The 19,466-nt window shown below is 62.0% G+C and carries 11 protein-coding genes; 7 read left to right on the top strand and 4 right to left on the bottom strand.

Annotated elements, in window-relative coordinates:
- Positions 1 to 4 precede the first annotated feature (4 nt).
- Both ASE39_RS15050 and ASE39_RS15055 read right to left on the bottom strand, forming a co-directional pair.
- Complete coding sequence (locus tag ASE39_RS15050) at positions 5 to 7,549, bottom strand: CHC2 zinc finger domain-containing protein (RefSeq protein WP_057271680.1); 7,545 nt, start codon at positions 7,547 to 7,549, stop codon at positions 5 to 7.
- Between the two features lie 302 nt (positions 7,550 to 7,851).
- Positions 7,852 to 8,919, bottom strand: a complete 1,068-nt coding sequence (locus ASE39_RS15055) for a LacI family DNA-binding transcriptional regulator (RefSeq protein WP_057271681.1) — start codon at positions 8,917 to 8,919, stop codon at positions 7,852 to 7,854.
- A gap of 268 nt (positions 8,920 to 9,187) precedes the next feature.
- On the opposite strand from ASE39_RS15055, the gene ASE39_RS15060 reads away from it, so the two are divergent.
- The 7 genes from ASE39_RS15060 to ASE39_RS15090 all read left to right on the top strand — a co-directional run bounded on the left by ASE39_RS15060 (position 9,188) and on the right by ASE39_RS15090 (position 15,778).
- A complete protein-coding gene (locus ASE39_RS15060) occupies positions 9,188 to 9,871 on the top strand; it encodes an amino acid ABC transporter permease (protein WP_057271682.1) in 684 nt (227 codons plus the stop codon).
- Complete coding sequence (locus ASE39_RS15065) at positions 9,868 to 10,554, top strand: amino acid ABC transporter permease (RefSeq protein ID WP_057271683.1); 687 nt, start codon at positions 9,868 to 9,870, stop codon at positions 10,552 to 10,554. Before ASE39_RS15060 ends, ASE39_RS15065 begins: the two co-directional genes overlap by 4 nt.
- 14 nt (positions 10,555 to 10,568) lie before the next feature.
- On the top strand, positions 10,569 to 11,369 hold the full coding sequence (locus ASE39_RS15070) for an amino acid ABC transporter ATP-binding protein (RefSeq protein WP_057271684.1): 801 nt from the start codon (positions 10,569 to 10,571) through the stop codon (positions 11,367 to 11,369).
- Positions 11,370 to 11,431: 62 nt separating this feature from the next.
- Positions 11,432 to 12,226 (top strand): transporter substrate-binding domain-containing protein, encoded by a 795-nt coding sequence (locus ASE39_RS15075; protein ID WP_057271845.1) that lies wholly within the window; start codon positions 11,432 to 11,434, stop codon positions 12,224 to 12,226.
- A gap of 86 nt (positions 12,227 to 12,312) precedes the next feature.
- Positions 12,313 to 12,855, top strand: a complete 543-nt coding sequence (locus tag ASE39_RS15080) for a VOC family protein (RefSeq protein ID WP_057271685.1) — start codon at positions 12,313 to 12,315, stop codon at positions 12,853 to 12,855.
- Between the two features lie 306 nt (positions 12,856 to 13,161).
- Positions 13,162 to 14,439 carry a ribulose-bisphosphate carboxylase large subunit family protein gene (locus ASE39_RS15085; RefSeq protein ID WP_057271686.1) on the top strand — a complete coding sequence of 426 codons (1,278 nt, stop codon included), beginning with the start codon at positions 13,162 to 13,164 and terminating at the stop codon, positions 14,437 to 14,439.
- A gap of 4 nt (positions 14,440 to 14,443) precedes the next feature.
- A complete protein-coding gene (locus ASE39_RS15090; RefSeq protein WP_057271687.1) occupies positions 14,444 to 15,778 on the top strand; it encodes a four-carbon acid sugar kinase family protein in 1,335 nt (444 codons plus the stop codon).
- 155 nt (positions 15,779 to 15,933) lie between these two features.
- On the opposite strand, the gene ASE39_RS27140 is transcribed toward ASE39_RS15090, so the two are convergent.
- Positions 15,934 to 18,318, bottom strand: coding sequence for an EAL domain-containing protein (locus tag ASE39_RS27140; RefSeq protein WP_057271688.1), 2,385 nt, complete (start codon positions 18,316 to 18,318; stop codon positions 15,934 to 15,936).
- A gap of 54 nt (positions 18,319 to 18,372) precedes the next feature.
- Positions 18,373 to 19,329 (bottom strand): substrate-binding domain-containing protein, encoded by a 957-nt coding sequence (locus ASE39_RS15100; RefSeq protein WP_057224279.1) that lies wholly within the window; start codon positions 19,327 to 19,329, stop codon positions 18,373 to 18,375.
- Between the last annotated feature and the right edge of the window lie 137 nt (positions 19,330 to 19,466).

Raw genomic sequence — 19,466 nt, forward strand, 5'->3', positions numbered from 1 at the left:
GCTGTCAATTTACTAGACTAGCGCTGTTGCCAGGCTTAATCCAGGGCGGCACTCGGACTTTCGCCACGTCCCGCTTATACGTCAGGTCCGCCACAAGGAAATCGAGCCAAGCTGGCTCCAAGCCAAGCTCGCCCGCCTTGGGCGCCGGCTGTTGGTGACGATCCTTCAGCCAGGTCATGATGCGCTCGCGCACAGGTTCCGAATCACTAAAGAAGGCAGCAAACGCATCTAGCTTGGCGCCTCCTTTGGTTGCCGATAACTCACCGCTTGCTTTAGCTTGAAGAAGTGCGCTAAAGGCTTCGAAGAAATCCTCTTTCTTATGTAGTGGGCTGCAATGAGGTGGAAACGCATCGGACAGCAGGAGAGACTTGACTGTTTCTCGAGCGTCTTCGTCTTTGAGATCACTTGCCAGTGCGTTGGCAATGCTCTCCGCATTAGTGGCCTTGTCCACGACTTCCAAAACCGGCAGATACGCCACCAAGGACATTGGCTCGGGCAACAACTGCGGCCGAGGCCTACCGCTGACCACATGGACGGGATCTAGGTCGACCACCACTAGAGCTTGGTCAGCCTTCGACAAGGCCCCCTTACCGTTGTTCTGCAGAATGCCTCTTAACCAGCCGTGGTACGGCGTCAAGAAATGCACTATTCCAGCCGGATCTGATGACGGAGTCACTGAGTCGATGCCGATAAAGCAGCTTCCACCAACGCTGAGCTTGTTTGCTGCGTTGCAGAACACGGTGGCAGTACCAGAGGCCAGCACACTTGCCTGGCCTGCGTGCCAATAGTCGTTACTACGACTTGTGCATGCTGGCACCAAAAGCACTGAGCGGCGTTCGCGATTTGATTGTGCGACGGTTAAGAGCTCGCCAATTGCTTCAAGGTCATTGCTTACTAACGTCTTGGCCTCTGCCGGATCCGAGCCAAAGTGCTTCAACACCCTCGCAAGATCGCGCTGCAACGGCAGACGATTGGCTGGGCTGGTGAGTAGGAACAGCTCGGAGCAGATCAACTCCATACAGTAGCGCAGCTTCGGCGCTTCGTGCACCAATGCTCTTACTAGCTCTGCAAGTTGGTCACTTGACCACACGCCCTTCAGCGAGCTAGTACGAAGTTCATGCAACTTAGTAAGCAGCTTCTCTTCGCTATAGAGCGGCGCCAATTCACTGCAGTCTGGCCGGAAAAACTCATGGGCAGCCACAGCGCGATACTTTTTCCCTCGTTGGAATTCAAGAGTCTCAGTGTTTCGCTCAAGTCCGAGGGCCTGAGCCAAGTCCGGTTCAGGTTGCCACAGAAGGGTCAACTTTTCCTTTAGGTCGTCGGCCTTTACACCAAACTGGCGGTAAGTACCGGCCAAGACCGCCAAACCAGGGCAGTGCTGGCGCAGCTCGCCCTTTAGCCAATCAATCGTCTCAGGTCGGACCGACACCTCAGGCAGTACCAGCAACTGCACCTCCAGTTCGTGGCAAGCCTTCAGCGCTTCGCGAAGAAGGACTTGTCGCCGGTGCTCGGGCCACGAGATGACTTTTATGTCCTTGTCCCATTTGAATTCCAAGCCTCTTTTTGCGGCCCCATGAATCGAAGAGAGATCGCTGGCCTTGTTCAGCAAGCTGGGCAGTTGCTCCAGAGAGGCTTTGCTGAATGGAAAGCACTTCAACCCCGCCTCGCTAATAGGATGGGCGTAGCTGTCGTCTGCTCGCCACTGGAACAAGGCGACACGAAAGTGACTGCCTGCCCGCTCTAAGTCGGGATCGCTAGAGCCGGTGCGGTCAATGCGCCTGCTCCGCGATTCCTTTTGCCAGAAGCGCAGCTTGTCGGCGATTCCCTGATCCAGGGTCTCAATTTTTGGCGTCGTCGACTCTTCCGCAACGGTCTTTCGTTCGTTGCCATCATCAAGGTTGGACTGGGTCGTTTGATTGATAGTCGCCCCCACTGCTGGTGGTGCAGGGTTAAGGCGAATCTCTGTAGGCTCAGATCGTGCTGCCGGAGCCTCGTGATCTGGAGCGGCGTCAACCGCCTCAGCTATCCACTGCCCAAGCTTGTAGTCCAGCGTGTGCACTGCTAAAAGTTCGTTGTCGACTTCGCGGCGAGTCTCGGTCCAGACCGATAGACTGCGCTTGCCATCGAGCTGTCGCTGTATACCTTCGCGGCCTAAGCCCGTGAACTGTGGCTTGGCAATTTGCCAGCTGGCATCGTCGGTATCGGTGAACTCGTCGCTGTGCAGGCTGCGCCGAAACTGCTGCGCTTTCTGGCGAACAAGGCGCAGGCCCAAGTGCTGGTCCAGCTTTCGCAGCGCGATTGGCAGTGCCGAGGCCAATGCATCGCAATTTTGCAACGTGAATCTGGGTAGAGCATCAAAGGGCCAGGTTGCGTCGTCTTGATCTTCCGCAGGTGCGCTAGGGGCACTCTGCCACGCACTCAATGCTGAATAGACCAGTTTCAACTCTGGCAGATCGAACGCTTGTGGATAGCTTGTATCGAGCAAGCCGATCAGGGCTAGCATCCAGTGCCAGGGGCTCGCGCGGCACAGATCAGGCCAGCTTGATTCCAAAAGCCATTTGCGCATGGCACTGTAGTCGAACTGCGGGTCCACGCGTGCCATGTCTGGCATCGCCCAAGAAGCGGGCAGATTGAAGCGTTCGGACATGCGCGGTGTGCCTTGCTGTGCAGTCAGGCCCCACAGTGCGGCCACGCTGCCGCGTAAACCAATGCCTGTAGCAGCCAAGGCCAATGCAAGCCGCATCTGAGGCGCTTTCGGCACCGTCGCGGGGTTGGAGGTTGAGGGCAACAGGACCTGATCAAGCGCGCGGTACAGCGCCAGCATCAGAGCGAGTTCTGGCCGCAATTCGGCGGCATCGCCCGATTGGTGCACCAGTTTCAGCCCTTGCAGCGCCCACAACGGCAAGCGGTCCAGCGCTTCTGGGAAGATCTGGTGAAGCTCCAAACGCAGGTCGTTACTCCGGCGCAAACGCAAGCGCAATGCCATGCCTCGGGTTTCCGCCTCGACAAGCAGCAAATGCCGAACTTGCTGATCCAGCGCTCTGTCGGCCGGAAAGTCGCGTAACAGCTGTAGAGCCCGCTTCACTGTGCCGGGTAGTGCAGTTTTGTCTGTCGCCTCAGTGCCCGTCTGCCCCTCCGAAACATAAGCGCCTTGCAGCTTGCGCAATTGCTGGCGCAACACATAGTGCGCTATTTGAGTGCGCTGGCTGGCAGACTTGGCGGCTTCTTGCTCACTAGGTTCAACTGCTTCGTCCGATAGATGCTCATCGCGGTGACCTGTTTCACCGGCCATGTCGGCCGCCACCCCCAGTACATCGGCCACTGCCCAACCCACGCGCCACAGATCCGCGCGGTCTTTCGGCACGTTCACGGACTTGACCCGATCGTCATGGTTGTGAAACCAGGCATTCACGCCCAATAGTTTTCGGTCGACAGGCTCAGCCACTAGATGCAAGATCGATTCGTCGCCTTCGCCAGTTTTGAACAACTGTGGCTTAAACGGAACGTAGACACCTTGCTCGTTCTCCGGCGTGACTTCCCAGTGCATGGCCCGGAGGGCTTCAAACAAGCGTGCAGCCTTCTGCGTGATCGACTCCGGTGAACTGGCGCCTGTGTCGGCTAGTTCGACCCAAGGAAGCGCATCTTTGCTCCTGACCACACCAAGCGCCTCCGACGGACTCTGTTGGACCTCGAAAGTCAGTGATACGACGGCCGGCTCAATTGGCTCCTCGTTTCGCAACGCGACTTGAACGAAATCCCGCTCATTGCTTGGCGACGATGGCACGGTGTAGCGATATAAGTACCTAGCGCTGCCATCTTTCGGATCATCCACCGCATAAAGCGACGCAGCAGTTCCGTCCCCTTCTTGGCCGTCTTTTACAACAGGCAGGTGCGGGATGAAGCGCTGCGCTACACCATCGTTAGCAATCTGCATCAGCGTCGGGAACTTGGCCAACACATCGAGCCTCTGCCCACGCGGGGCACTGCTGAGCACAAAGTCAATGGCCAAACCAAGCGAACTGTTGTCAGGCTCTTCAAAGCCCCGCGGCACGCCGCCCGGCCACAAGTGCAGGCAGACGTCCGTCACACACCCATCGCCAGAATCGGCGAGCAGCGGTTTCAGATGGCGCTCTTTGAGTGAAGCCAAGGGGTGCGACGCAACTGTGTCGTCGACGCTGGTTGCTGCACCAATGCGTTCCGCCGCTAGACACAACCACTCGATGGCAGACACCTTTTCTCCGCGTTGCGCTTCAACGTTATAGGGGGACATCGGAGCATTCGCCAAACGTCGCGCCTTTTGTGCAATCAATCGCTCACGTCGCCGAATATGCGCCTGATTCTCCGCAGGCGCCGCGGCAGCGAAGAAGCCTGATTGACTAACCAATTTGGCTAGATGCTTGCGCTTCTCTCTGTATTTTGGAAGTTCCGTCAAGGTCTGGTCGTTCTCCATCCAAGGGTTGGCATCCAGTAGCTTGTCCAGACCTTCCACCGCGTACAGCCGGTCGTAGCCGCGTTTCTCAAATGCACCTGCCCAGTCGTGGCCTTCACACACGTTTCGCCACAACGCCCAATAGCGCTGCCAGGCTGTGAATCCATCACCATTGTGTTCAAACGCCACCTGCCACCACAGCCAGCGCGAGCACAAACCCAAATCGTTGGGTCGCAAATCTGGCGCCTGCATGGCGGCCTTGACCTGAGCCTCGATCCCACTGGGATCGGTCATCAGTGCGGGGTGGCGCAGCATCTTCAGCGCACACTGACGGTCCACGGTTGGCACATCGCCGCCCAGACCCCAACCGGCCTCGCCATCGCCAACCAGAGGCTCACCCGCCAACGGCGGCTCCCAGGCGGGCATTGAAGCCGCCAGACCCCGCCCTTCGTTGAGTTGGCGCATCACCTGCGAGGGTGAGCCGGCGCGCACGCGACCACCCTTGTGAATCAGTGCAATCTCGCGCTCAGCCCCTTTGGCCTGCAATTTCTCTCGTAACTCTTTCAGGAGCTTCTCACTGTCGGCAAACAAAACAATGTCGTCGACATAGCGCGCGTAACCCGCCCGAGGACGGCGTACGCCGTCAGACCCCGTGTGCGCCGTTTCTCGGATGAAAAGACGGGCGACATGGTCAACCGGAAATAAAGCGATGGTGCCAATGTAGGCCGACAACACCGGCCCTTGGGGAATGCCGATGGCCTCGTCGCTGCGCTTAGTCGATGGTGCGGTAGTTGAACCTTCCCTTTGGGGGTCTCGGAACTCATGACCGAAGAGCAGGTCGCTCAGTAGCTGATCCAAGGCACTTTCCAGCTTTACCGGCTCGTTACCATTTTTCAACCCGAGTACATCAGAAAATCCCTCAGGGATACCGCTGGTTGCCAGCACGTTATGCAATGGCTCCAGCAAGGCATCCCGCACCACATAGCGCTGGATCGTGTCGTAGTAGCGCTTCGCGTCCAGGCGCAGCACATGCACACGCGGCCCGATTCCGTGGCACTGCTTGGTTAGGCTGCCCATGAACTCTCGCCAGCATTGGCCAAATGGTCTGAACATCCCCTGGTCTGAGGGCGTTTTATCGCCTTCAAGCACATCCATATCGATTTGGTAGCCGAAGCTCAATGTTCCGGGCTCGTCTAAATCGATATCCGGTTCGTTGAGCTCGGCGAATGGACCGGTCACCACCACTTCGCTGCGAGAGGAATACCAACGAACGGCTGGGATGCTGGCCGAGAAGGTCTCGCCACTAGCACTCAGGCGGTCATGCCGCTGGGTCAGCAACTCGTTGAGCACCAGTTGCTGCAGCTGTAAGTCGGCCGGGTGAGGCATAACCTTTCGACGTGGATCATCCAACACCTTGGCCTCGGCGGTGAGCTTCCGAGGCAAATGCACTGCGTCATAAGGTGCGGCTTGACGCCATACCGAGTGTTGCTCACTCATCGCAGCCCGCACACGCGCCAAAGCCGCCTGATCAAACAGTCGGGCATTACCACTCAATGTCAGCCATACCTCTTCGTCGCAGGGCAACTCGCCGCGCCGCGCGCCGTGGTACGCCAAGGTTCGGGCGAGGGCCGCGCGCTCAAAATCCCCTTCCAAATAAACGCTGCGCCCAGGCCGTGCCTTGCCAGTTCCTTCTCTCGACAACAATTCCCGCAGTGCGTTCGCCCAACTCCACGGACTGTTGGTCAAGCGCAGCAACACATCGTCAGCTGGCCTCTGCGCATGAAGTTTCTTGATGCCCAACGCGGCTCTAAACAGTGCTCGCTCACGCCCGGTAACTGCCAGTTTGCTCCAAAGTTCATCCTGTAAGTCGGATGCATCCTGGCTACCCAAGGCTGCCGCCAGCAGGGCGGCTTCGGCGGGCAGGTCATAGCGTTGCAACCACTTTGCCGCGTCTTCAGGTGAAGAAATGTCACGCAGGCAGGTGTCGGGATCTTTGCCCAGAGCGGGCTGGGTACGCCACGGTGTACCGACCCACCGCAGGTCCACACCGCCCATGCCCAACAGATCGCGCACCAACCGATCCGTACCGCCAAAGCCGGCGGGATCGTTGTCGAGAAATATGCTGAGGTGCATCGCGGCTTGGCTGGGGGGCAAATCATCGACTAGCTTTTGCAGCAGTCCGAACTGCTCTTTGCTAAGGCTGATGCCCATCAGAGCGACTGCTTGTTGCCCCAAATACTGCAGGCGCAGGGCATCTAGGAAGCCCTCGACAATGTAGAGCGTTGCCGGCTTGCCGCCCATCACCTTATTCTTTACCTCCCGGAAGGCCGCAGATGCGTTGAACAGATGTTTGGCCTTCTCGAAGCCAGCCGTGAGCAGATACTTGGGCACCCCCTCGGGCGGGACGTTCTGCAACGCTCGCCCAGCGAATCCGACCACGACAGGCTGCTTGGCGTCGGCACTGCGAATTGGGATCACAACACGGCCGTCGTGAAAGCAGTCCCGAAACTGGTCAGCGAAATCCAGCTTCAGTTGGTCGACTTTGGACATCGAGCGTAGGCGCCTGACTAGCCCCAGCGTCTGCAAGCCGTCGATCAACTCTGCGCGTTCGCCGATGCTCTTTTCTTGCAAAGCTTCGACCAATACGGCACGAGTGATGCAGCACACGCCTTGACCACGTAGGAAGTTGGCATCGAACGCACGCTCCTCACACCAGACCTTGAACCGCTCGGTGTCATGGCGTTCATCGAAAATCCGCAACGCAAAGTCCAGCGCCACCTCGCTCGCAACTTGGAGTTGAGCTTGATGCGAGATCCGGCGGCGCGCGCTATGAATGCCAAACTGCTGCGCCAACCATTGCACTGCGGGAAGGAATTCCAACCCTTCAATATGCTTGACTAGATCAATTGCGTTGCCATGAGCCCCACAGGCAAAGCAGTGATAGTGTGCCGCCGAATTCCCCCCCCCCGGATAGAGGTTGAGCGACGGCTTAGTGTCCTGGTGAAACGGGCACAACGCACGAGTCTGCGTGCCACGCTTCTCTGTTTCAATGCCAAGGCGTCGCGCCACATCCTCCAGGGGCGCCTTTGTTAGCAGGTCACCAATGTCGAAACGGTCCACATGCTCTCCTGGTACTTGAAGTCTTCGGACAAGCTTAGCAGCTCGTAACAGGATGTACCGCCAGTGATGATGCGCGACTGGTATCCAGCCGGCCGTGAGCACGAACTTGCATGCTTGACGCTGGGTGGGAGGTGTGGATCGCCGCTGTCATCCAGGGTAACGATCTGGACGCTGGACTGGCGCTGTCGTTCACCGCGAAGACTTGAGCGGCTGTTCATGGCCGCAAGCTGAAGCGCCTTTCAAAACCAACGCCGCGGCTATACCGGGATTGGCTCCAGCGCAAGTGAGCACATCCAGCACCCCTACGGCAAATTCTCCCGAAATATCACCTGACTCCGCGTCGTCTCCACCCCACCCGTCGGCTCCCTTCCATCCCGCAGATTCGCAAAAATCCGCACGCAGTTCATCACCGCCCCCTGCGGGTTCTGCGTGATGACCGCATCCATCGTCCCGTCGATCAGCAGCGCCCGCGTATCCGGCGTGAGCCCATGGCCTATGAACACGATCTTGCGGTCTGCCCCGGCCTCTTTCAGCGCCCGGCCAATGCCTTCGGCCCCGCCACCGATGTTGTAGATGCCTGCCAGATCATCGTGCTGCTCCAGCAGCGCGCGGGCCTGGCGGTAGTTGCGTTCGGCGTCGTCCTGGCCTTCGCGCACGCCCACCACCTGCACCAGGGGGAACTGTTCTTCAAACAGGTGCAAAAAGCCCGCCTCGCGCTCCTCGTGGGCGCGGTAGCGCAGTGATCCAACAATCATCGCCACATGCGCCTTGCGGCTGTGGGCCAGCGGGCCCATGAAGCGGGCGATGAGGTAGGCGGCGGTGCGGCCGGCGGCGCGGTTGTCCAGGCCTACGTAGGCCACGCGGCGCGAGTTGGACAAGTCCGAGATCAGCGTGACGGTGGGCACGCCCTGCTCTGCCAGCTGGGCCACGGCCTCGCGCACCACGGGGTGTTCCAGCGCCATGAAGGCGATGCCGTCGCAGCGCTTGCCGTAGTGCAGTAGCGCCTTGGCCAGCGCGTCGGGGTTAAAGCTTTCGATATACGCCGCCTGGCAGCGCACGTTGAACGGTGCCCAGTGGTCTTGGGCGTAGCCGATCACGTCGCCCAGCATTTGCAGAAAGCGGTTGCTGCCCTCGGGGATCAGCACCATCAAGCGCAGGGGCTGGGGCTGCAGCGCTGCGTGCAGCTCGGCCTGCGGCAGGTAGCCCAGGCTGGCGGCGGCCTGCAGCACCCGTTGCGCGGTGGCGTTGCGCACGCCCGAGCGCTGGTTCAGCACCCTATCGACCGTGGCGGTGGAGACGCCGGACAGCTGGGCGATGTCGGGGATGCGCGGGCTGCGTGGACTGCTGGGGTTGGGCGGGTTTTGGGCCATGTGGATTCAATCAAAAACCATCATTCATCTTGCTGGTATTTGATGGATTGTGCGGATAGTATCACTGGGCGCTAGATGCTGAAAGGCATCAGAAACCATCAGTACAAACCCTAGGTTGTGACGGCTGGCACCCTTGCCAAGCCGATCCCGCAGGAGACAAAGACATGCCTGGTATTTCCGCTCACGCTCGCCTGCGCCCACAGGGCAAGCCGCCAGTTTTTGGCCGCCGCGCCAGCACTTGCTGATTGACGCGTACGGCTGCCCACTCATGACGTACGAGTTCGACTTTGCCAGCGTGCTGGCCAACTGGCCCCAGTTTCTGGAAGGGGCCTGGATGACCATCCTGCTGTCCTTCCCAGCCACCGTGATTGGTTTTGTGGGCGGCACGCTGCTGGCCATAGGCCGGCGCAGCGACCGGCGCTGGCTGGTGCGGGCCTGTGGTGCGTATGTAGAAGTGCTGCGCAACACGCCGCTGCTGGTGCAGGTGTTTCTGGTGTTCTTTGGCCTGGCCAGCCTGGGCTTCAAGGTGTCGGCATTTGCTGCGGCGCTGCTGACGCTGGTGATCAACGTGGCGGCCTACACCTGCGAAATCATGCGGGCGGGCATGGATTCAATCCACAAAGGACAGATCGAGGCGGCCGAGTGCCTGGGCCTCACGCGACGGCAGGTGTACTGGCATGTGGTGCTGCGCCCGGCGATGGAGAAGGTGTACCCCGCGCTCACCAGCCAGTTTGTGCTGCTGATGCTGGCGTCGTCCATCACCTCGCAGATCTCGGTCGAAGAGCTGACCGCCGTGGCGGCGCGGGTGCAGTCTGAAACCTTCCGCCCGTTCGAGGCTTACATCCTGGTGGCGGTGGCGTACCTGGCGCTGTCACTGCTGATGCGGCTGGGGCTGTGGGTGTTTGGGCAGATCGTGTTCACGCGCCAACGCAAATTGGGGAGCGCCAAATGATCGACGGTGGACTGAACTCGTACCACCTGCAGTACCTGCTGTGGGGCGCGCTGTGGACCATCGGCCTGTCGCTGATTGCGTTTGTGGGCGGTGGCTTGGCCGGGGGCGTGATTGCGCTGTGCCGCGTCAGCCCGATCAAGGCGGTGCGCTGGGCGACCATTGCGTGGATTCAGATCATCCAGGGCACGCCGCTGCTGGTGGTGCTGTTCCTGTGCTACTTCGGCCTGAGCATTGCCGGGCTGGAGCTGCCCGCCATCGTGGCGGCCAGCATTGCGATGATTGTTTACGTCAGCGCGTATCTGGGCGAGATCTGGCGCGGGTGCATCGAGTCGGTGCCGCGCACACAGTGGGAGGCGGCCGAGTGCCTGGCCCTGTCACGCACCCAGCGCATGCGGCTGGTGGTGCTGCCGCAGGCGGTGCGCATTGCCACGCCGCCCACGGTGGGCTTCATGGTGCAGATCGTCAAGAACACCTCGCTGGCGTCCATCGTGGGGTTCATCGAGCTGGTGCGTGCGGGGCAGCTCATCAACAACTCCATTTTTCAGCCCTTCACCGTGTACCTGCTGATCGCCATCGTCTACTTTGCGATGTGCTACCCGCTGTCCGTCTGGAGCCGCAAGCTGGAGCAACGCCAACAGTTTGGAAACCGTGGCCCAGCCACTGTGCCTGTGACCACCGCATGAAACGAGAAGACACCATGAACCTCGCCCAAGACGCTGCTGTGCAACCTGTTGCGCACGCTGCTTTGTCTGCACAACAACGACAGCAACAGCAACCGGTGGTTGAACTGAAAGACGTGCACAAGAGCTTTGGCAGCAACCAGGTGCTCAAGGGCGTGTCGTTTGCCATTCCCAAGGGCCAGGTGGTGGCCATCATCGGCAAAAGCGGGTCGGGCAAGAGCACGGCGCTGCGTTGCATTGACCGGCTGGAGATCATCGACAGCGGCACCATCAACGTCTGCGGCCACGCGGTGCACGACCCCGCCATCGACCTGCGCCAATTGCGACAGGACGTGGGCATCGTGTTCCAGAGCTACAACCTGTTCCCGCACCTGACCGTGGAGCAGAACGTGACCCTGGCGCCCAAGGCCGTGAAGAACATGCCGGCAGCCAAGGCGCGCGAGATTGCCGCCCGCACCCTGCAGCAGGTGGGCCTGGCCGACAAGGCGCAGGCCTACCCCGAGCAATTGTCGGGCGGGCAGCAGCAGCGCGTAGCCATTGCCCGGTCGCTGGCGATGGAGCCGCAGGTGATGCTGTTTGACGAGGTGACATCGGCGCTAGACCCGCAACTGACCGGCGAGGTGCTGCGCGTGATCGAGGCCCTGGCCCAGGGCGGCATGACCATGGTGCTGGTCACGCACGAGATGGAGTTTGCCGCCCGGGTGGCCGACACCATCATCTACATGCACGAGGGCAAGGTGTGGGAGACGGGCGCGGGCGACATGCTAAAGAACCCGCAGACCGCCGAACTGCGCGACTTCCTTTCTCACGGGCTTTGAGTTTCAGCTTCAGCCCTGCCCCTTTCGATTCCGTACTCAAAAACCACCAGGAGACAACCACCATGACCGTATCCCTCATCTTCCGCCGCACCTTGCTGGCCGTGGGCGCCGCCGCCCTGTGCATGCCCGCCATGGCCGAGCTGACCGACATCAAGTCCGCCGGCAAGCTGCGCGTGGGCATCGACTTTGGTGCGCCGTTTTACGGCTACGTGGACGACAAGATGAAGCCCGTGGGCTCGGACGTGGAAGCGGCCGAGTTGCTGGCCAAGGACCTGGGCCTGACGCTGGAGATCGTGAACACCACCAACTCCTCGCGCATCCCCAACCTGCTGTCGAACAAGGTCGACCTGATCATCTCGTCGCTGTCGATCACGCCCGAGCGCCAGAAGGCGGTGGACTTCTCCATCCCTTACGGCGCCATCCAGGCCGCGGTGGGCGCGCCCAAGAGCCTCAAGCTCACCAGCATTGAAGACCTGGCCGGCAAGACCGTGGCCGTGACGCGCGGCGGCCCGCAAGACAAGATCGTGACCGAGCGTGCACCGCAGGCCAAGGTGGTGCGGTTTGACGACGAGTCCGCCTCCATCACCGCCGCCGCCACCGGCCAGGCCGACATCGTGGCCATCACGCCGCCGATCATTGCGGCCATTGCCAAGAAGAACCCGGCACGCGACTTCGAGACCAAGTTCATCCTGCAGTCGTACCAGCTGGGCGTGGCCATGCGCAAAGGCCAGCCCGAGCTGATGGCCGCCGTCAACGGCTGGATCAAGACCAACCTGGCCAACGGCAAGCTCAACGACATCCACGTGAAGTACGCAGGCGTGCCGATCCCCAAAGAAATCATCGACGGCGCCAAGTAAGCAAATAAGCCTGCAACCTGGGCGGCGCCTGTGGGCCCCGCCCGGCTGCGCCCTGCCCTGACGCATCACCAACAAAGGAAATTCTTATGAGCCGTCATTTCGGCGCCATCCGCCAACTTGGCTATGTGGTCCACGACATCGAAGCCGCCATGGACTACTGGAGCAAGACCCTGGGCGTGGGCCCCTGGTTCTACAACCCCAAGGTTCCGATCAAGAACTACGTTTACAAGGGCGAGTCGTACGAGCCGCACAACTCGGTGGCGCTGGCCAACTCGGGCTATGTGCAGGTCGAGCTGATCCAGACGCGCAACGACGTGCCGTCGATGTACCGCGACTTTCTGCAGGCCGGGCGCACCGGGCTGCAGCATGTGGCGTACTGGACGAGCGACTACGACGCCGACCTGGCCCGCCTGACGGCCCAGGGCTTCAAGACGGTGATGAGCGGCGAGGTGGGCGAAAAGGGCCGCTTTGTCTACTTCGACACCGAGTACCACCCCGGCACGGTGATCGAGCTGTCGGAAGTGGCCGGTCCCAAGGGGCGGATGTTCGACCTGATCCGTGCGGAGTCGGAGACGTGGGACGGCACGACGGACCCGGTGCGGCCTTTTCCTGATCTGTCCAAGATCTGAAGAAGGTCTGATGTTGATGGCGATGGGGTCTGGTGAGTTGCGAGTCTCAGATGGGGCCACCAACCTGAGCACCCGCACCGGCGCCGCAGCGGCGCCCGGGTTTGACCCCCTCTCCCCTCGCGGGAGAGGGTTGGGGAGAGGGGGCCCGCACCTGCGCCGCGCCGGCTGCCCCCCCTCTCCCCGGCCCTCTCCCACAAGGGGAGAGGGAGTGAGGGCCAGCCCAGGCAGGCAACCCATCATGAAAATTGGCCTCTAGCGCTTGCTCAATAAGCGCTAGCAGCTATCAAAACAGTAGTAAATCTAACCATGTCCCCAGACCGCTTTGAAGCCACCTACCTGATCGAGACCCCGCTGGACCCCGCCCACGTGGCCGAAGTGCTGGCGGGCGAGCAGTCGTGCGGCACCTTCACCCGGGTCGAGGGCGAGACCGACGCGCTGCGCGAGCGTGCGCGCGCCACGGTTGAGTCGGTCGAGTTGCTGGACGTGGCGCCCGCCCCTTCGCTGCCCAACGGCTGGATGCAGCGGCGCGGCATGTTCGACACGCCGCAGACCTGGCAGCGGGCTCGGCTGCGGGTGAGCTTTCCGTGCGACAACATCGGGCCCAACCTGCCGACGCTGGCCGCCACGGTGTCGGGCAACCTGTACGACCTGGGCGAGGTCACCGGCCTGCGCCTGGAGTCGATGAAACTGCCCAGCGCCTACCGCGCCCAGTTCGACATGCCCCGCCACGGCATCGCCGGCACCCGTGCGCTGACCGGAGTGCAGGGCCGCCCGCTGATCGGCACCATCATCAAACCCAACGTGGGCTTGTCGGCCGAAGAGACGGGCGACCTGGCGGGCCGCCTGTGCGCTGCGGGGGTGGACTTCATCAAGGACGACGAGGTTTGCGCCAACCCGGTTCACGCACCGCTGGCCGACCGCGTCAAGGCCGTGATGCGCCGGGTGCGCGCCCACCAGGACAAGACCGGCAAGCGGGTGATGGTGGCCTTCAACATCACCGACGAGACCGACGCCATGCGCCGCCATGCGGACCTGATCGCCGCCGAAGGCGGAAGCTGCGTGATGGTCAGCCTGAACTGGTGCGGCTACTCGGCGGTGCAAACCCTGCGCCGCCACACCCCGCTGGCGCTGCACGGCCACCGCAACGGCTACGGCGCGCTGTCGCGCCACCCGCTGCTGGGCTTTTCGTTCAACGCCTGGCAGACGCTGTGGCGCCTGGCGGGGGTGGACCACATGCACGTGCATGGCCTGCAAGGCAAGTTTTCGCAGACCGACGAAGAAGTGATCGAGTCGGCCCACGACACGCTGGCGCCGCTGTGTGAAGGGCTGGACGACCGCGTGCTGCCCGCCTTCTCCAACGGCCAGTGGGCCGGCACCGTGCCCGCCACGTGGGACAGCATCCAGTCCAACGACCTGCTGTTCATGTCCGGCGGCGGCATCCTGGCCCACCCCGACGGCCCCGCGGCCGGCGTGGCCAGCCTGCAGCAGGCATGGGACGCAGTGCAAAAGGGCGAGACCCTGGCCCAGCGCGCGGCACACGCCCCCGAACTGCGCCGGGCCATCGACTTCTTTGGCAAGAAGTAAGCCCATGACAACGCCCCTGTACGGCTGGTACGGCGACGACTTCACCGGCGCCACCGACACCCTGGCCGTGCTGGCGCAAGCCGGCCTGCGCTCGATGCTGTTCATGGGCGTACCCAGCGCCGAGGCCCTGGCCGCTGCCGGGCCGCTGGATGCGGTGGGCATCGCTGGCGCTGCGCGCGCCATGCCGCCAGACGCCATGCGGGCCGAGATGTCCGCTGTAGGCCGCTTCTTTGAAAAGCTGGCGCCGCCGGTGCTGCACTACAAGGTGTGCTCCACCTTCGACAGCGCCCCGCATGTCGGCAACATCGCTTGCGGCATTCAGACCCTTCACCCGTTCGTAAACAACCGCTGGGTGCCCATCGTGGGCGGGCAGCCCAGCCTGGGGCGCTACTGCGCGTTCAGCAACCTGTTCGCTGCGGCGGGCACGGGCGGCGCCGTGCACCGCATAGACCGCCACCCCACCATGCGCCAGCACCCGGTCACGCCCATGGGCGAGGCCGACCTCCGGCTCCATCTGGCACGCCAGGGGCTCGATGGCATCACCGCCCTGCACTACCCGCTGTACGACACCAGTGCCGGCGCCAGTACCGGTGCACTGGATGCTGCACTTCAGGATCTGCTGGACAACGATGGCGCACCTCAAACCATGGCGCCCACCTTGCTGGACCTGACCACGCCGGATCAGCTAGCCACCGTGGGCCGCCTGCTGTGGCAGCAGTCCCAACAGGCCCGGTTGCTGGCCGTGGGCTCTAGTGCGGTGGCGCAGGCCCTGGTGGCCCACTGGGCGAAACCCGCTCCACCGGCAGCACCCTCGCTGGCCATGGCCGATGGCCCCGTCTTCGCGTGGGCGGGAAGCCTGTCGCCCCTGACCGCAGCCCAGGTGCAGGCCGCCACGGCTTACCAGCGCATCGCTGTAGACGCGCAAAAGCTGGGCAGTGACCCTGCCTATGCGCAGACACTGCAAGACGCGATCTGTACCCAACTGCGGAACGGCCAACACGTGCTGGCGTATACCGGGCCCAACGACGACAGCGCGGCGAACATCACCGCTGCCGCACAAGTCGCCCAGAACAGCGCCGACCTGATCGCCCGCGTGGTGCAAGCCCGCGCAGAACACGGCGCGCCACTGCGCCGGGTTGGCATCGCCGGAGGCGACACCTCCAGCCACGCAGTCCAGGCGCTGCAGCTGTGGGGACTGTCGTACCAGACCACGCTGTGCCCCGGCGTGACCATCAGCCGCGCCCACAGCTCAGACCCCAGCCGCCAGGGGCTGGAGCTGATGCTCAAGGGCGGGCAGATGGGTGGGGTGAATCTGTTTGAGAGGCTGGTAGGCATATAACCAAACCGCACAGCGTGCATGGAAATGCGCTGCTGAAATCCGGCCCCTCGGGCAGACTGGCTGTATGTCAGCCATGGCATGCTGTCGGCCCGTTCAGCAGGGCTGCCTTCATCTGAACCTGAGCACCCAACTGATTTTGCAGGCGCTGCGCAACATCATTGAGGACTGGGGATGGGCGGTTCTGCGGGGGGCGCGGGAATCGCAAGCTGCGTATCCAGTCTTGTCGTGCAGATGGACGGGTCTTGCATGGCTTCGAAATCCGCAATTGGCAGTGGGGGGGCCATTAAATACCCCTGGTAGGCACGGCAGCCGCAGTCGGCCAGAAAGGCCCTCTGCGCCTCCTGCTCCACGCCCTCGGCAATTACGCGCAATCCCAGGCTTTCCGCCAGGGCGATCACCATGCGGGCAATGGCGGCGTCGTTCGGGTCGACCAGGATGTCTTTGATGAAACCCTTGTCAATTTTCAGCTGATCCAGCGGCAGGCGCTTCAAGTAGGTCAGCGACGAGTAGCCGGTGCCAAAGTCGTCCAGCGAAAAGCCCACGCCGTGGGCCTTCAGAGCGTCCATCTTGCAGATGGTGTTCTCGACATCGACGACCAGTACGCTCTCGGTCAACTCCATCTTGAGCCTGTGTGGCGGGGCGCCGGTTTCGCGCAGCAACGCCAGCACCTGCGAAACAAAGTCGTCCTGCTGCATTTGCTTGGCGCTGACGTTCACCGCGATGCAGAGCCCCGCCGTTTCCGGGCGCAAGGCCCATCGCGCCAACTGGGCGCAGGCCGTCTGTACCACCCAATAGCCCAGCGGCACGATCAGGCCTGTTTCCTCAGCCAGGGGGATGAAGTCCGACGGGCTCACCATGCCGCGCTGCGGGTGCCGCCAGCGCAGCAAGACCTCGGCCCCGGTAATCTGGCTCTGGCCCTCCACCTGTGGTTGGTAGTGCAGGGCAAACTGCTGCTGCTGCAAGGCTTCGCGCAGATCGGACTCCAGCACCGCGCGCTCGCTTACTGCAGCCTGCATCGCCGTATCGAAAAACCGCAAGGTGTTGCGCCCCGCAGTCTTGGCCTGGTACATCGCCAGATCGGCCTGCTTGAGCAGTTCGTCGATGGAGTCACGCGGCCCGTCGAACCGTGCCACGCCGATGCTGGGGGTGCTGCGCACATCATGCCCAGCCAAGGGGTAAGAGAGATTCAGCGCCGCAAAGATCTTGTCACCCACGACACGGCAGTGCGCGGCCACCTCCTCCGGGCTCTCGCCCAGGTCTTCCAGGATCACTACGAACTCGTCACCGCCCAGGCGGGCCACGGTATCGCCCTCGCGCACGCAGGTCACCAGGCGGCTCGCCACCTGCTGCAGCAGCAGATCGCCTTTGTCATGGCCCAGGGTATCGTTCAGGGTTTTGAAGTGGTCCAGATCAATGAACAGCAAGGCGCCGCACCTGGCGCTGCGGGAGCTGGCGACCAAGGCCTGCTTGAGCCTGTCCATCAGCAGGCGGCGGTTCGGCAAACGGGTTAGCGGGTCGTAGAAAGCCAGGCTGTTGATCTCGTCTTCGGCCGCCTTGCGCGCAGTGAAGTCTTCGATCACCCAGATGCTGCCGGCCTGCGGCAACTGAGGGTCCAGGCTGCGCTTGCGCACATGTGCCCAGAAGTGTGTGCCGTCCTGGCGCTGCAAAAACCGCAATTCCTCGTCCAGCCGGGTGTCGGGCAGCGGGCTGTCTGCCGGATAGAGTGCGCTGGCCGGCAAGCCCACCATGGCGCCATGGCCATAACCAAAGATTTGCTCTGCGTGGCGGTTGGCGATGTGCAGTTTGCCGTCGCGCACGAACAGCACGCCCACCTGCACATTGCTCAAGATGACCTGCTGCTCGGCGAACGAGGTTTTCAGGTCACTGCGCATACGGTCCATCTGATGGGCCAGGTGGCCGATTTCGTCCTGCCGCTCCCAGCCTATGGACTGCTCAAAATCGCCACCGGCCAGCCGGTTCGAAAACAGCGTCAACCTGTGCAACGGCCGCAGCACGCGCAAGTGCAGCGCAACCAGAATACAGCCCAGGGACAGCACAAACTGACCCAGCAGGATGAACGCATAAGCCCTGCGGTCCCGGGCAAACTCCTGCTGCTTCAGGCCGTCATCGACCTCGATCTCGACAAAGCCCGCCAGCTCTTCAGTGCCATTGCCGCGCATCAGCAGCGGCCGCTGAACCACCTGGGACGTCCCCAGCCTGCGCTGGGCTTGCTCCAGCACAACGATAGGCACCTTGTCGGAATCACTCACCGTGATTCGCACCACCTGCGGATCCAGCAAGGCCGACTGCCCGATGGTGCGCACACTAACGGTGTTGTAGTTCCACACCGGTATCGCCAAGCTGTTGGACAGCTGCAGAGCCCTTTCGTCCAGGTAGGTCGACAGCTCCTTGTTGATCTGCTCCTGGCGCAGGTAGCTGAGGGTCATGATGCCAATCAGGGCGGGCATGAACAAGCCGGCCGCCATGGCAACCACCATGCCGACGCTCAGGCTGCTCAGCCGGTCACCCAGGTTGGACATAGGCCTTCTCGGTCCTGGCCATGGGCAGGAAAAAGTGGACCACTGGACTTGGTTTCAGCAACGGCTGCACATCAGCTTCTGGATATCGGGGGTTTTGTAGTTGGCGCGCGTCACCAGGGTGATGTCGGTAAAAATGGTCCGGGTCTGGATCGCCTGGTTGCGGGCCGCTGCAGCGGCAGCCTGTATGCCCTTGTAGCCCATTTGGGTGGGGTTTTGAATCACCAGTCCATGGATCTCCTGCTGCTCCAGGCCTGTGAGCAGAAAGTCGGTGGAGTCAAAGCCGATAAAGCGCAGCTTGCCGGCCAGGCCTTTGTCGCGCAACGCGCGCAGCATGCCATCGGTGGACGATTCGTTGACCGCAAACACGCCGTCGATGCCCGGATGCGCCGCCAGCAGTTGGGTAGCACTGTGCCGCGCCTTGCCAATCGAGCCGCCGCCATACACGTCGGCTACCAGCGTGATCTTCGGAGCCTTCTCTTTCAGGTAGTCGACAAAGCCCCGGGCTCGCTCATCGGTGGACGCACTGCCGGCTACGGTCCGCAACATCGCCACCTTCCCCCGGTGTTGCAGCAAGCCCGCCAGGGTCTTGGCCGCCAGTTGCCCGCCCGCGTAGTTGTCGGAGGTGACAAAGTTGAGGTGCAGGTTACCGTCCAACCCCGAATCGACCGCAATCACCTGGATGCCCAGGGCCACGGCCTTTTGCACCGACTCGACCAGGCGCGCCCGGTCGGTGGGCGCGATCAGAATCGCATCCACCCCGGGCTTGGTGTAGAGCTGGACGATCTTGATCTGGGAATCGGTGTCGTCGTTGTGCTCCGGGCCGCGCCAAGTGAGCTTGATTTGGCCATCGTCCTTCACAGCTTTATCGACCCCGATGCGCATCAGCTCCCAGAAAACCTGGTCACTGGACTTGGGGATGAAGACGATGTTGACGTCCTTTTCTGCCGCCCGTGCCGTGCACAGTGCGAGCAACCAGCAGCCAACCAACACGGAACGAAAGAACAAGTTCATTTGTATCCCCTCGGTGAGGCTCGCCGCACACTTGTGCCGACCCAAGACGGTGCCCCAATGCGCGTCTTGTAACCAGAAGATACTCGATTCAAGCCCAAGCACCGCAAGAACATACCCTTGCCTGCAAATAACCCAGC

This window comes from Acidovorax sp. Root267 (assembly GCF_001429215.1).
Taxonomy (GTDB): domain Bacteria; phylum Pseudomonadota; class Gammaproteobacteria; order Burkholderiales; family Burkholderiaceae_C; genus Acidovorax; species Acidovorax radicis.